This window comes from Hoeflea sp. CAU 1731 (assembly GCF_039888615.1).
In the GTDB taxonomy this organism is placed as follows: domain Bacteria; phylum Pseudomonadota; class Alphaproteobacteria; order Rhizobiales; family Rhizobiaceae; genus Flavimaribacter.
On record NZ_JBDQQS010000006.1, the window covers coordinates 232,195 to 245,348 of the forward strand.

Sequence of the window (13,154 nt, forward strand, 5' to 3'; positions counted from 1 at the left end):
AGAAGGAATAAGCCGTTGAAGCAAAGAGATTTTCAGAAGCCGGGCCGGTCCGTCTGTATTTCCGATACCGCCATGGCGGCCACATCTCATCCGCTGGCTACTCTGGCCGCGGTCGATATTCTCAGATCGGGCGGCAATTGCGTTGACGCGGCCATCGCGGCTGTCGCGTTGCAATCCGTCATGGAGCCGCAGATGACCGGCATTGGCGGCGACTGTTTTGCGCTGCTTGCTCTGGATGGCCGGGAACCGATTGCGGTTAACGGGTCCGGACCAGCGCCTGCGGCGCTTAACGCCCATGCCCTCAGAGAGGCGGGTCTGACGCAGATACCTCCCGACAGCGCCCACGCAGTGACCGTGCCGGGAGCTGTGGACACCTGGTGTTCGCTCATCTCCAAATATGGTCGGCTCGACATGGAGCGCGTCCTGGCTCCCGCCATCACCGCAGCACGCGACGGCTTCTGTGTGACGCCGCGGGTCGTCTTTGACTGGAATATGTACCGTGCCCGAATTTCGCACCATGCGCCTTGTCGCGCAGCGTTTCTTCCCAGTGAAAGAGCGCCTCTGGAAGGGGAGCGTTTTCTTCAGCCAGCGCTGGCGGCGACTCTGCAGCGAATTGCGACGGAAGGTCGGGACGCCTTCTATGAAGGCGGCGTCGCGGAAGAGATGGTGAGCGTTCTGCGACAAGCGGGCGGAGTGCATGCGCCCGAAGATTTCAAAAACTACTCGAGCTTTGAAACCGCTCCGATCTCGGCGGCTTACAAGGGCTACGAGTTGCTGGAGTGCCCTCCGAACGGCCAGGGGCTTGCGGCCCTCCTGATCGCTCGCATTCTCGACGGCTTCGCGTTTTCGGAAATGTCGGAAGCCGACCGGATCCATGTGCTCGCTGAGGCCTGCAAGATCGGCTACGCGATGCGCGACGCCGTCATATGTGATCCCGGAAGCCATCCAGTCGATGTCGAGGCGATCTTGTGCGACAGCACGATAGCCGGGCTGAGAAAGCAGATCGACATGTGTCGGGCGACGCCTGCCAAACCATGGGAAGGGCCTAGTCACAAGGATACGGTTTATCTTTCGGTCGTCGACGCCGACGGTAACACGATATCTCTCATCAACTCGATTTTCGATACCTTTGGCAGCGGAATTTACGCGCCAGAGTCAGGTGTGCTATTCCAGAACCGCGGTTCGGGTTTCAGCCTGGATGAGGGGCATCCCAACGAAGTCGAGGGGGGCAAGTTGCCGTTTCACACGATCATTCCCGCCATGCTCATGAAGCATGGCAAACCGGTTCTGTCGTTCGGCGTCATGGGCGGCCAGTACCAGGCCGCGGGCCAGGCGCATTTCCTGAGCCAGTTGATCGACATCGGGCTTGATCCGCAACTCGCGAACGAGGCTCCGCGGAGTTTCTGCTTTGGCGGAGCGCTGAAGCTTGAAACGACAATTTCGGAGGATGTCAGGGCCGATCTCGAATCCCGAGGACACAAGACAGTCTGGGCGGACGAGCCGATAGGCGGCTGCCAGGCGATCTGGATCGACCGCGAGCGCGGTCTGCTCCTCGGGGCATCCGATCACCGCAAGGACGGCATCGCGCTAGGCGTCTGAATACGAGCCGAACATGGACATTTTAAGCTTACTCACCGCCGAACACCTTGTATTTCTGATTTCGATGATCGGAGCCGGCGTCGTTGGCGGACTCATCGCGGGCCTGCTGGGCGTCGGCGGCGGCATCGTCATCGTTCCGGTGCTCTATTCCGTGCTGGTCGCCACCCAGCTTCCGGAAGCGATCGCTATCAAGCTTTCGGTGGCGACCTCGCTTGCGACCATTATCGTGACCTCGCTTTCCTCGGCCAGCAGTCATTCCAAACGCGGCGCGGTCGATTATGCGCTGCTGCGGTCCTGGGCCGCGCCGATTATTGTCGGCGTGGTAATCGGCACGACGATCGCGGGCTATGTCGGCGGCGAAGTGCTGACGCTCGTCTTTGCGGTGGTGGCGCTGGTCGTCGCTGTAAACATGCTGTTGCGCGCCAACAATGCGGCGCTGACGAGCGATTTTCCAAACGCCAGCGTCAAATTCGGATCCGGCGTCGGCATTGGTCTTATTTCATCGATGATGGGCATTGGCGGGGGAACGCTTGGCGTGCCGATACTCACGGCATTCGGTTTCGACATCAGGCGCGCAGTGGGAACGGCCGCGGCGATCGGCTTCGTGATCGCAGTTCCCGCCACGATCGGCTATATTATCGCCGGCTGGGGAGCATCCAACCTGCCGCCTTTTTCCATCGGCTACGTCAACCTCCTCGGCTTCATAGCCATTGTTCCGCTGACGACCCTGTTTGCGCCGGTTGGAGCGAAGATCGCCCATGCCATTCCACGCCGCGTGCTGAGCTACTGTTTCGCAGGATTTCTTGTCGTCACGTCGGCGCGCATGTTCTACAGCCTGCTGAGCTGATCACGCCAGCGAGGACATCGCTATCGGTTCGCGGTTGACCGAAGTCCACAGGCTCCATGTTTCCTGGACCTTTTGCGCTGTTTCCCTGATGTCGGGCACGAGGCTTTCCAGCTTGTTTCGATCCAGTCTCGCCGTCGGACCGGCAACGCTGACGGTGCCAAGCAAGTGGCCTGGCGCATTGTTTTGGTAGACGCCAATGGCAATGGCGCAGACGCCGACCTCCGCCTCCTCGACGATGATCGAATAGCCGAGTTTGCGAATGGACTTCAGATCGGCCAGCAGCGACTTGACCGAGGTGACAGCCTTCGGGCCGGCGTAGTTTCGCGATTGCTCGATGTTCCAGTTGGAGACGATGCGCAGCGCCTCCTCGTCATTCAGGCTTGCGAGCCACATTTTTCCGGAAGCTGTCGTATGCGGAATGATCCTGGTGTCGATGCCGCCGCGATATTGCAGACCGTGGCTGCTGACGACTGCGCGCAGGACCCAGATGATCTGACCGTCGACGACGGAGGACAGGCGGACATGTTCGCCTGTTAACGCTGCAAGCCGGTCCAGATGCGGTTGAAGCAGCTCCGTAAAACCTGTTCCGCCGATGTAGTTGGCGCCCATGGATGGCAGCAGCAGGGAGAGATAATAGATTTCCCGAGCGTCCTGATAAACGTAACCGCGGTTCTTTATGAAGCTCAGTATCCGGTGTGCGGTCGCCATCGGTATATCCGTCCGCGCGCTGATTTCCGAAAGGCTCAGCCCGCCTGGGTTCTCGAAAAACAGCTCCAGGATATCGAAGCATCTGTTGATCTGTGACATTTAACTTACCCCCGGCGCTGTCATTCCGTTTCGCGCCTCTTGATCGCGGACGCGGACTGCCGTTCCACCCTGTTCGTTCGATTTGTAGGCGCAATCTATCACATTCATGATCCGTTCCATCCTGTCGAGCCCCGCATGCGGTTTCCTGTCCGAGCGGACGGCCCGCAATGTGTCTCGCACGAAGGCGGCGTAGAAAATGTCGGTGTTCAGTTCGATGTCGATTTGGCGCGCCGGCGATCCATCCCGCGGCGTTCTCGTCACACCCTCCAGCCGGGAGCGGTAGTAGGCGTCGTCGGACGCGAGCGCAAAGGTGAAATCTCGGAGTTCGGAAGTTCCGCCGGGGTACGTGTAGCCGGTTTCGATGGTTGCAATCTGGTCGCTTGTCGTCTCCAGTGTTATTGACGAATAGATTTCCACATCGGCCTTGTCCGGCGCCTGCGTCATCCGGGCTGAGACCGAACTGATGTCCTGTCCGGTAAGGCGCAGCACGAGATCGACGAAATGAACCCCGAGATTGATGGCGCACCCGCCACCAGCGAGGCAGCGCGCGAGCATCCACGGACAATTGGCGTCGAGGTATCGTTCTATCGGTCCGGCGATAAAGCGAAAAGCCATGTGCCGCCATGGCGAGGACGGATTGTCTTGCGTCAGGGCCGCCGGCAGGTCACTGAAGCCAAAAATGAGAGGAATTGAAACGAAGGCGTTCTGCGCGTCGGCCAGTTGTCTGAGTTCCGACACCTCACTGCCGTTCATTCCGCAGGGCTTTTCCAGCGCAACGGGAATGTTGCGATCGATCAACGTTTTCGCAATTTCGTTCATGTCGCAATGGCGACCGAACGCAAAGGCGAAATCCGGTTGCTCATTCTCCAGCATCGATTCGTAGCGGTTGTAAAACCGGGCGCCAAATCGGTCTGCAATCGCCGGACCCGGGCCGCCTGCAGAATCTGATACGCCCACCACCTCAATTCCGTCATCACCGAGTGCGTCGAGATAGAGCGGGACATGCCAATGGCTTGCTTCGATTATGACGATTTTCATTTCAGATTCCGAGTGTCGCTTGTGGACGAAGTCGATCACGCGACTCCGATGTGCTTGATTATCATAAAGTTTCTAACAAAATAAAATAGGAATTGAAAATGGAATACAATTCCGATATTGAAAAAGGCCTCTTGTAAAGCCTTTGGGAGGTAATGATATGTTTCGTATTTTCAGACGTGAATTCACCATGCTGGCGGCGGCCGCTTTCGCCGGCGCCGTAGCGGCAGGCTCCACACTCGCGCCGAGTGAGGCTCTGGCCGATGATCCGGTCGTGCTCAAATACTCGGCGGTCTTTCCTGACGCTGGCGCGCAGGCAAACGGCGCCAAGCAACTCGGCGTGTTCCTTGAGGAGTACTCCGACGGGAATATCGATTTCCAGTTTTATCCGAGCTCTCAGCTCGGCAACAAGATCCAGAGCCTCGAGGGACTGCGCAACGGCTCCATCGAGATGACCGAAGCGGCTGCGTCGGACCTCGGCAATTTCAGTGACCTGTGGTCGATTTTTTCGGTACCGTTCCTGTTCAACAGCGGCGCTGACGCGATCCGAGTGATCACCGATCCGCGCGTTGCCGAACTGCTCAACAAGGACGCCGAAGCCAACGGTTTCAAGATCATCGGATGGTGGAATCTCGGCGAACGCAGCATTATCAACTCGAAGCGTCCGGTGAACACGCCGGAGGATCTCGACGGCATCAAGATCCGCGTCATGCAGAGCCCGATGCTGGCCAAAGCCATTACCGCCATGGGCGCGACCGGCGTCCCGATGGCGTGGAGCGAGGTCTACACGGCAGTTCAGCAGAAGACCATCGACGGTCTCGAAAACTCACCTCCGGTGATCGCGTCGAACAAGATGTACGAGGTCGCGAAATTCTACTCTCTCACCCAGCAGTTCATCATCCCCGATCCGCAGATGATCAGCCTCAAGGTCTTCGACAGCCTTTCGCCTGAACTCCAGGAAGCCATTCTCAAGGCTGGGGAAGCGTCTCAGGAAGACTTCAACGCAAAGTGGGAAGAGGCCATGGCCTCCGACATGCAGACGCTGAAGGACAACGGCGTTGAAGTCAACGAGGTCGACAAGGCGGCGTTCCGCGAAGCTGTGCAGCCGTTGATTAACGAATATCTCAGCAACGCCAGTCCAGAAACGCGGGAGCTTTACGAGACCATCGTCAAGGTTCGTGACGAGGGATAATCGCCACCATGCGGTGTGACGACTGTTGACGCACCGCGCACCATTCGAGTTACAGTCCTCCCAGGCAACGTGACTCGGCGTCCGGCTTCGTCGGTTTCCTATATCAGCGGCGGAGTCGGATCGTTTCAAACTCAATCTTCGTCAGGCCCCGACGCAGTCCATGACAAGCAAATCCGCGAATGGCCGCATTACACCGGCAAGATTGGCCGACGGCGCCATCCACATGTTCGAGAGCGCCGTCTGCATCACATCGCTGGCGGCAATCGTGGTTCTGGTGCTTGTTCAGGTGTTCTATCGCTACGTCCTGTCCAGCGGCATTCTGTGGCTGAACGAAGTCGTCATAAATCTCATGATATTGCTTGTCCTTGTTGGCGCGGCGCTCGCCACGCGCCACGCAGTCCATACCGATCTGCGGATGCTGCTCGACAACACGCCGCCGCGCGTCGCCGCGATCCTGCGGGTGATCGGCGTGGTTGCGACCATCGGCTTTCTGGTGACCATGATCTGGTCGTCGACGACCTACGCCTGGGAATCGCGACGGTTGACGGCGACGATGACGGGCATGCCGCTCTGGCTTGTCTACGGGATCATGCCCTTTGGCGGCGTCCTGATACTCTATGAATTCCTGGCCAAGCTCTTCGGCGGCTTGTCCGGGCGCAGCGTTGAACCGTCATGATCGCCGGCCTGATACTCATTCTCCTGCTGTTTGTCCTGATCATGATCGGGGTTCCGGTCTATATTTCGCTCGGCGTTGCGGGAACGGTCGGGCTGGCCGTGATCAGCATGGGCCAAACCTTCGGCAACCCCTTCATAGCCATTCCGCAGTCCATTTACTCCGGGATAGGATTCTTTCCACTCCTGGCGATACCGCTGTTCATATTCGCCGGCGAGATCATGAACCGATCCGGCATTACAGATCGGCTCGTCCGATTTTCCGTCATGCTGATCGGACGCATGCCGGCCAGCCTCGCCAACGCCAACATCGTCGCCAGCATGTTTTTCGGAGGCATCACCGGATCGGCGCAGGCCGACACCTCCGCGATCGGCGGCGTGCTAATTCCGGCCATGGAAAAGGAAGGCTACAGCAAGGAAATCAGCGTTGCCGTGACCGCAAGTTCATCGACGGTCGGGCCTATCATTCCACCCAGCATCATGATGGTGATATACGGGGTGTCGGTCGGCACATCCATCGGCGCGCTGTTCATTGCCGGCCTCGTGCCGGGAATACTGATCGGGCTGGCCCTTATCGCAACGGTGCTCATTCTCGACCGGAAGCACAAGTTTCCGCGCCGGACCGGTTCGCTTCCCTTCAGTGAAAAAGTCGCGATCACCCGAGACGCCTTCTGGCCACTCGGCATGCCGCTGATAATCGTTGGCGGTATTCTGGGCGGCGTGGTGACGCCAACGGAAGCTGGCGCGCTTGCCGTGCTATATGCATTGATTTTCGGCTATCTGATCGAGAGGTCGCTCAAGGTCGCCGACATGCCGGTGATGCTGAAACATACGGCCATGCTGACAGCCGCGGTGATGATGATCATCAGCTGCGCCAAGATTCTCAGCTACGTGCTGACCATATTCCAGTTGCCCATGATGCTCGGCTCCTTTTTTCAGGCCTTTTCGGAAAATCCGATCATCTTCCTGCTGCTGGTGAATATACTGCTGCTGGTGATCGGAACCTTCATGGACGGCGGCGCGAGCGTCATCATCATGGCGCCGATCCTGACCCCGATTGCCCTGTCCTATGGGATAGATCCCATCCATTTCGGCGTGATCATGGTCCTGAACCTGATCATCGGTTGCGGCACGCCGCCGCTGGGTCTTTGCCTGTTCATCGCCTGCGGCATAGCCAAGCTGCCGGTGGAAAAAGGCGCAAAGGCGATCCTGCCATTTATCGCTGCTGAAATTTTCATCCTGCTCCTCGTCACTTACATTCCCTGGTTGGCGATGGCGCTGCCCAGATATTTCGGTTTCGCGTCATGACGGACAGGCTCGTTTTCAATCACGCCACCGTGCGTGAAAAAATGGATATGACGGCGTTCGTAAAGGCTTGCGGCAAACGCGGGTTGTCCATGGTTTCGATATGGGAGAACGAAATTGATCGCATCGGCAAGGCTGCGGCGAAAGAGGTTCTGACGCAGACCGGTTCGCGCGTCTTCGGCTACAACCGGGCGGGACCGCTGCTGGCTTCATCCGCAACGGAGCGCAGACAACGACTCGACGCAGCCAAACGTTCGATCGATCTGGCTCTGGAATTGGACGCCGACCATGTTTTGCTGTTTCCGGGCGGCGCGCCGGAAGGCGAGAAGGGGCTGGACGGGGCGCGAAGCATGACCGAGGAGGCGGCGGGCCATTTGCTGGATCACCTTGGCGACGGCGCTACGAGGCTGGCGCTCGAACCCTTGCATCCGATGCTTGCGGGAGATCGGTCCTGTATCGTTTCCATGTCTCACGCCAACGATATCTGCGACCGACTTGGACGAAACCTCGGCATAGTCGTCGACGTCTATCATGTCTGGTGGGACGAGCGACTGGATGAGGAAATCGCCCGAGCCGGAAAACAGGGCCGGATTGCCGGATTCCACGCCAATGACTGGCTGGTGCCGACAAAGCACACGCTGACCGATCGCGGCATGATGGGAGATGGCGTTATCGACCTGGCCCATCTCTGGAGTGTGGTGAAGCACGCCGGATATGATGGGCCGATCGAGGTGGAAATCTTCTCCGATGACTGGTGGGCGAGGGACGCAGACACAGTCATCGATCTCTGCATCGAACGATGCGCGTCCATCTTCGACCTCGTGGTGGAACGGGCTTGAAGCCGGAAATCGACATCGGCGGGGCAACGCGCATCTACCCCGTGATCGGCGACCCGATTGCGCAGGTCCAGACGCCCCGGCTGATCAATCCGCTTTTTGCCGAGCACGGGCTCGATATCGTCTCCGTGCCGGTTCATGCGCCCGCCGAAGGTCTTCGCGACGTTTGGGACGCCTTGAGGATAATGCCCAATGTCGCCGGCATCGCAGTTACGGTTCCGCACAAGGTGAGCGCAGCGGGATTGTGTAGCAGTCTGACGGAAGCCGCGCAGGCCGTTGGCGCGGTCAATACCGTCCGACGCGCTGAAGACGGGTCGATGTATGGCGCTCTCTTCGACGGCGTCGGTTTCGTCGCGGGGCTAGGAGAAATGCGCAGACGCCTGAAAGACAGCACGGTGCTGCTGATTGGCGCTGGAGGGGCGGGCAGGGCGATCGCCCATGCGCTCGCAGCCGAGAATTTTGCCCGACTGCACATCGTCGACGAGAGAAGCGATGCGGCGGCGATGGCGGCGTCGATGGTCAATCAGGGCAAGGGATGCGCCATCGCCACGACGGCGTGGCCGGATTTCTCTTCCTGTGATGTTGTGATCAATGCGACGCCCCTTGGTCTCAAGCCGGAGGATCCGATGCCGTTGTCGGAAGGCTGCATCAGGTCCGGCATGCTGATTGCGGATATTGCTGCTCTCGACCGCGAAACGCCTTTGCTGGCCGCGGCCCGCAGGATTGGTTGCGCGACCAGCGACGGCGACGCCATGCTGAAGGCGCAACTCGGTCTGGTCGCCGGCTTCATAGCCGGACTGCCGGCCGGCGCTCCTCTGTCTCAGGACCCGGCGGCGATCAGGTGATCGGCGATCAGCTGCGCCTGGCCGCGAATCATGTGTATGCCTGAATGGACGGCCGCCCCGCGGTCCCGCGCAAGCGCGAGCAACCGTGTCTCTTCCGGTTTCGCAATGACTTCAGCGACCGCCATCGTGTCGTCGATCAGCGCCGGATCGAAAGGCAATGCATCGTCGGGGTTCAGTCCCAGCGACGTTGCATTGACGAGCAATTGTCCGGGCTTCGGCTCCGCCCGCTCCGCGATTGCGATCTGCGTCCCTGTGACGCGATTGACCTGATCGGCGATGTCCCTTGCCTTTTCCATCGTCCGGTTGGCGATCGCAAGACGCGTCACGCCCGCCTCGACCAATGCAAAGGCGATCGCTGTGGCAGCGCCGCCCGCGCCGACCATCAGCGTGTCACGGCCCGCGGGATCGAGCCCCTCGGTCCGCAATCCGTTGACGAAACCAAGCCCGTCGAACTGGTAGCCGCGAAAGCCACCATTGGCCTCTCGACGCACGACATTGACGGCGCCGACACGTTCGGCGAGAGGGTCGAGACTGTCGCAGAGCGCAAGGGCGGATTGTTTGTGCGGCAGGGTGACGCCGAAGCCGGCCAGATTTTTCATGGCCTTCAGCCCGGCCCAGGCGGTCGCAAGATGCGCCGCCGGAATATGGAGCGGAATGCAGATTATGGCCGCGCCTTTGGATGCGAATATCGGATTGATATTGTCTGGCGTGCGGGCCTGCTTGATCGGGTCGCCGATGACCCCCATCAGGCGAAAGTTCCCGTTGATTGCCGTCACCATGACAGTTCACCGCGGGGCAACCAGACGATGCTTCCGTCTTCAACGCCGACGATCAGGCCGGTTGCTCCGTCGCCTTCCCAGTCGACCGCCTCGGGCGACGCCACGTGCATCGCCATCTGGATGATCTCGCCCTTGTAGCGCATGGCTTTCGGGGCCGCAAAGACCGGATCTGCATTGGAGCCGACATTCTCGACGTAGAAGACACCGGCCTGGCCGGTGGTGTTTCGCGGCGCTCCGGTTTGTCCTGGCGGCAGACTCGCGCGGGCATGGACGCCGACAATCAGATCGTAGCGGCCGGAGCCCGTCCAGTCGCAGATGCAAAGCTTGGCGCGTCCTCGACCGCCGCCGACATCGACCGTAAAACGGATTTCGTCGCCCGTTTCGAAGACGAGGCGGCGCTTGTCTTCGAGCGCCGTGTCGGTTCCGCGTCGGAAATCCGAGAGCACGCCTTCCTCGTCGAGGCAGACATAGTGCAATTGACCGTCGCCGAGCCAGTCGACGACCGCCGGGCGCACGCGCCAGACAGTCTTCAGAGGCTTGCCCCCGAACGTCAGCAGCCGACAGGCTTCGAATGAAGGCGCGCCCGCAGCGCCCGTGTTTTTATAGAAACGGTGAAATCCGGTGACGTCGCTGACCAGCAGATCGGGATTGCCGTCGCCATCCCAGTCTGCAACCGTCGGGCAGGTGTAGCCGAATCGTTTTTCCGACGGGCCCTGGATCGATCCTGAAAGACCGGCGGCGATGCGGATCGGTTCCCCGCCCGCCTTGATCATCACTTCCTTTTTCAGGGTAGGCGGGCTTCCCCCGGCGTTCTCGTAAAACAGTATCTCTCCGGCGCTGTTGCCGACGATCAGATCGGGCCGGCCGTTGCCGGTGAAATCGAAAGCCGCCGGCGACGGCAGCACGCCTGCGTGAACGACCGGAGCGGCGGTTTCTACCCGACCACGGTTTTCGAAGCGCGGGACGCCGTCATCCCCATTGCCGATGTTGCGCAGGAAGGTGATGTAGCCATCCTCTGCGCCAACGAGCAGGTCAAGTTTGCCGTCGCCGTCCCAATCCACAGCGCAGGGCAGGTGAATGCAATGGTCGAGTTCCAGCGGGTCGCCGGCGGCATCGGAGATCAGCCTTGCCGGATCGAAGGACAAAGGTCCGGTCCGCGCGCCGTAGTGCAGGATATTCCAGAACTCGCCGCTGACCAGATCGTCGCGACCTGTGCCGGAAAAGTCGCCGAAGGCGGGCGCCAGTTGGCCGTAGACTTCGTAGGCCGCATCGCCGCCCATCACGGGGACGCCCTTTTCGAGCACCGGATTGTCAAGCGTCCCGGAATTGCGGAACACGTAGAGGTAGCCGCGCAGCGGCCCGCCCAGCCAGCGGCTGGCGGCGTCATAGGCGCGGTAGCCGTGGTCGTTCCATTCGAGTCCGTTCGGCCAGTAATCGTCCCAGCAATCCGTGCCGACGATCAGTTCCATTTGCCCGTCGCCGTCAATGTCGTGAAAGCGGGCGAGATGGAAATACTCGTTGCCCTTGACCCAGTCGGCGTCGAGATCGAGCGCTACCGGGTTACCGAATTTCGGGTCGCTGGGCTCTCCGATGTTCGGAAAAACGTATATCTGCTTGCGCATGCGCGACGCGGACACAAGGTGAAACCGTTCCCCATCGCGCACGGCGGTCACGTAGCCCCGCACGCCTTCCACGAGACGTCGCTCTCCGAGGATCGGCGCGCCGTCTTCGGCGGTTCCCCTTTGCGGGTGCAGGAAAACACGACCGTCATAGCAGGCGTCCCAGCTCGACAGCAGAAGGTCGCGATTGCCGCTGTTGCTCCAGTCGACTGTTTCGACGCATGTAATGATTTGTCCCGCAATGGTTGCAGGCCCAGTCTCCGGCTGGTATTGAATCGCCCGGTCTCCGTAGAAGGGACCGGACCAGACAGTCGCGTCGTCTTCCCATCTGGTAACTTTCATAAGTTGGTTTTTCCTGTGCAATTTGAAAAATGGAATGCTATTCCATATTTATAACTAGCAGACTCGACACCAGAAAAAAGTAAAAACGGATCAGTCCATGGCAATTTCCATCGAGGGGATCGTTCCCGTCATGCTTACGCCCTTCACAGGGCAAGACACGATCGACGACGAAGGTCTTGCGGCGCTCGTCGAGTGGTATCTGGACAACGGGGCCGACGCGCTGTTCGCGGTCTGCCAGTCCAGCGAAATGCAGAAGCTCTCCCTTGAAGAACGTGTCGCCCTGGCGCGCTCCGTTGTCGTGAAAGCCGCCGGCCGGGCGCCGGTGATCGCTTCCGGCCACATATCCGACAGGATCGAGGACCAGATCGCCGAAATGCAGGCGATGGCGGATACCGGCGTCGACGCGCTGGTTCTGGTGACGAACCGCCTGGACCCCGACGATGCGGGAACGGAGGCTTTCAAAAGCAACCTGGACCGGCTGCTTGGCGAACTGCCCGCCGACATGCCGCTCGGCCTCTATGAGTGCCCGGCGCCCTACCGCCGTCTGCTTTCCGACGAGGAACTGGCCTATTGCCGCGACACCGGTCGTTTCGTCGTCCTCAAGGATGTTTCCTGCGATATCGACACGGTGCGCCGGCGCGTCGATCTGACCAAGGGGTCTCCGCTCGCCGTCATCAACGCGAACGCAGCGATTGCCTTCGAGGCGATGCAGGCCGGCTCCAAGGGCTTCAGCGGCGTCTTCACCAATTTTCATCCCGACCTCTACGCCTTCATCTACGCCAATCGCGACAAGGGCGACGATCCGCTGATCTCCGATCTCGTAACGTTTCTGGCGCTGGCGGCGATGGCCGAAGGCATGGGCTACCCGCGCATCGCCAAGGAATATCATCGGGAACTCGGAACGTTCGAGAACGCCGCCTCGCGGGTCGTGGATTATGACGTGTTCGACCGGCACTGGGCTTCCCGGGATCTGCTGAACCATATCGAGAAATGCACGACGCGGTTTCGCACGGTGATCGCCAGGAACGGCTGATCAGGCTTTCTCTCCGAACAGATTCGCCATGGCGCGAAACCCTTTGGCGACGGCGGCAAGCGGCCGGGCGAAAGCACGGGCTCGCAACCGCCGCGCCTGTTGGTCGTAGTGACGATAGTCTATTGAGCCATCGGCGAGGCGCCTGGCGCTCTCCTGACAGACGATATGCTCGTTTACCCATGACGAGAGTTTGGGATCGATCAGCATGGTCCGCCTCCATCGGCAGTTGTTTCGATGGATGGG

At 60.0% G+C, this 13,154-nt stretch carries 13 protein-coding genes; 8 read left to right on the forward strand and 5 right to left on the reverse strand.

Features of this window, described 5'->3' with window-relative positions; genetic code table 11:
* Positions 1-72: 72 nt before the first annotated feature.
* Together ggt and AAFN47_RS12205 are read left to right on the forward strand one after the other, a co-directional pair.
* Positions 73-1,599, forward strand: coding sequence for a gamma-glutamyltransferase (gene ggt, locus AAFN47_RS12200; protein ID WP_499809507.1), 1,527 nt, complete (start codon positions 73-75; stop codon positions 1,597-1,599).
* A 13-nt stretch (positions 1,600-1,612) separates the two neighbouring features.
* Positions 1,613-2,446, forward strand: coding sequence for a sulfite exporter TauE/SafE family protein (locus AAFN47_RS12205; RefSeq protein WP_499809508.1), 834 nt, complete (start codon positions 1,613-1,615; stop codon positions 2,444-2,446).
* On the opposite strand, the gene AAFN47_RS12210 is transcribed toward AAFN47_RS12205, so the two are convergent.
* Together AAFN47_RS12210 and AAFN47_RS12215 are read right to left on the reverse strand one after the other, a co-directional pair.
* Entirely contained in the window at positions 2,447-3,253 is an 807-nt protein-coding gene (locus tag AAFN47_RS12210) for an IclR family transcriptional regulator (protein WP_499809509.1), read from the reverse strand.
* Positions 3,254-4,291, reverse strand: coding sequence for a Gfo/Idh/MocA family protein (locus AAFN47_RS12215; protein WP_499809510.1), 1,038 nt, complete (start codon positions 4,289-4,291; stop codon positions 3,254-3,256).
* A 157-nt stretch (positions 4,292-4,448) separates the two neighbouring features.
* Between AAFN47_RS12215 and AAFN47_RS12220 the strand changes: the two genes are divergently transcribed.
* The 5 genes from AAFN47_RS12220 (at position 4,449) to AAFN47_RS12240 (ending at position 9,138) form a co-directional block, all read left to right on the forward strand.
* The gene (locus AAFN47_RS12220; protein WP_499809511.1) at positions 4,449-5,480 is read left to right on the forward strand and encodes a TRAP transporter substrate-binding protein; all 1,032 of its coding nucleotides are present in this window, start codon (positions 4,449-4,451) and stop codon (positions 5,478-5,480) included.
* 160 nt (positions 5,481-5,640) lie between these two features.
* Complete coding sequence (locus AAFN47_RS12225; RefSeq protein ID WP_499809512.1) at positions 5,641-6,156, forward strand: TRAP transporter small permease; 516 nt, start codon at positions 5,641-5,643, stop codon at positions 6,154-6,156.
* Positions 6,153-7,460, forward strand: a complete 1,308-nt coding sequence (locus tag AAFN47_RS12230) for a TRAP transporter large permease (RefSeq protein ID WP_499809513.1) — start codon at positions 6,153-6,155, stop codon at positions 7,458-7,460. The genes AAFN47_RS12225 and AAFN47_RS12230 overlap by 4 nt, the downstream gene beginning before the upstream one ends.
* A complete protein-coding gene (locus AAFN47_RS12235) occupies positions 7,457-8,296 on the forward strand; it encodes a sugar phosphate isomerase/epimerase family protein (protein WP_499809514.1) in 840 nt (279 codons plus the stop codon). The genes AAFN47_RS12230 and AAFN47_RS12235 overlap by 4 nt, the downstream gene beginning before the upstream one ends.
* The gene (locus AAFN47_RS12240) at positions 8,293-9,138 is read left to right on the forward strand and encodes a shikimate dehydrogenase family protein (RefSeq protein WP_499809515.1); all 846 of its coding nucleotides are present in this window, start codon (positions 8,293-8,295) and stop codon (positions 9,136-9,138) included. Before AAFN47_RS12235 ends, AAFN47_RS12240 begins: the two co-directional genes overlap by 4 nt.
* On the opposite strand, the gene AAFN47_RS12245 is transcribed toward AAFN47_RS12240, so the two are convergent.
* Positions 9,114-9,917, reverse strand: coding sequence for a shikimate dehydrogenase family protein (locus tag AAFN47_RS12245; RefSeq protein ID WP_499809516.1), 804 nt, complete (start codon positions 9,915-9,917; stop codon positions 9,114-9,116). The two genes, AAFN47_RS12240 and AAFN47_RS12245, sit on opposite strands and share 25 nt — an antisense overlap.
* Positions 9,911-11,878 (reverse strand): FG-GAP repeat domain-containing protein, encoded by a 1,968-nt coding sequence (locus AAFN47_RS12250; protein WP_499809517.1) that lies wholly within the window; start codon positions 11,876-11,878, stop codon positions 9,911-9,913. Before AAFN47_RS12250 ends, AAFN47_RS12245 begins: the two co-directional genes overlap by 7 nt.
* A 97-nt stretch (positions 11,879-11,975) precedes the next feature.
* Here AAFN47_RS12250 and AAFN47_RS12255 point away from each other — a divergent pair, with 97 nt between their 5' ends.
* On the forward strand, positions 11,976-12,911 hold the full coding sequence (locus tag AAFN47_RS12255; RefSeq protein ID WP_499809518.1) for a dihydrodipicolinate synthase family protein: 936 nt from the start codon (positions 11,976-11,978) through the stop codon (positions 12,909-12,911).
* Here AAFN47_RS12255 and AAFN47_RS12260 read toward each other — a convergent pair whose 3' ends face one another.
* Positions 12,912-13,118, reverse strand: a complete 207-nt coding sequence (locus tag AAFN47_RS12260; RefSeq protein ID WP_499809519.1) for a hypothetical protein — start codon at positions 13,116-13,118, stop codon at positions 12,912-12,914. It lies immediately after the preceding gene.
* Between the last annotated feature and the right edge of the window lie 36 nt (positions 13,119-13,154).

Excerpts from the sequence above, each read along its gene's own strand:
- ggt (WP_499809507.1), top strand. The coding sequence starts at position 73 with ATGGCGGCCACATCTCATCCGCTGGCTACTCTGGCCGCGGTCGATATT.
- AAFN47_RS12205 (WP_499809508.1), top strand. The coding sequence starts at position 1,613 with ATGGACATTTTAAGCTTACTCACCGCCGAACACCTTGTATTTCTGATT.
- AAFN47_RS12210 (WP_499809509.1), bottom strand. The coding sequence starts at position 3,253 with ATGTCACAGATCAACAGATGCTTCGATATCCTGGAGCTGTTTTTCGAG.
- AAFN47_RS12215 (WP_499809510.1), bottom strand. The coding sequence starts at position 4,291 with ATGAAAATCGTCATAATCGAAGCAAGCCATTGGCATGTCCCGCTCTAT.
- AAFN47_RS12220 (WP_499809511.1), top strand. The coding sequence starts at position 4,449 with ATGTTTCGTATTTTCAGACGTGAATTCACCATGCTGGCGGCGGCCGCT.
- AAFN47_RS12225 (WP_499809512.1), top strand. The coding sequence starts at position 5,641 with ATGACAAGCAAATCCGCGAATGGCCGCATTACACCGGCAAGATTGGCC.
- AAFN47_RS12230 (WP_499809513.1), top strand. The coding sequence starts at position 6,153 with ATGATCGCCGGCCTGATACTCATTCTCCTGCTGTTTGTCCTGATCATG.
- AAFN47_RS12235 (WP_499809514.1), top strand. The coding sequence starts at position 7,457 with ATGACGGACAGGCTCGTTTTCAATCACGCCACCGTGCGTGAAAAAATG.
- AAFN47_RS12245 (WP_499809516.1), bottom strand. The coding sequence starts at position 9,917 with ATGGTGACGGCAATCAACGGGAACTTTCGCCTGATGGGGGTCATCGGC.
- AAFN47_RS12250 (WP_499809517.1), bottom strand. The coding sequence starts at position 11,878 with ATGAAAGTTACCAGATGGGAAGACGACGCGACTGTCTGGTCCGGTCCC.
- AAFN47_RS12255 (WP_499809518.1), top strand. The coding sequence starts at position 11,976 with ATGGCAATTTCCATCGAGGGGATCGTTCCCGTCATGCTTACGCCCTTC.
- AAFN47_RS12260 (WP_499809519.1), bottom strand. The coding sequence starts at position 13,118 with ATGCTGATCGATCCCAAACTCTCGTCATGGGTAAACGAGCATATCGTC.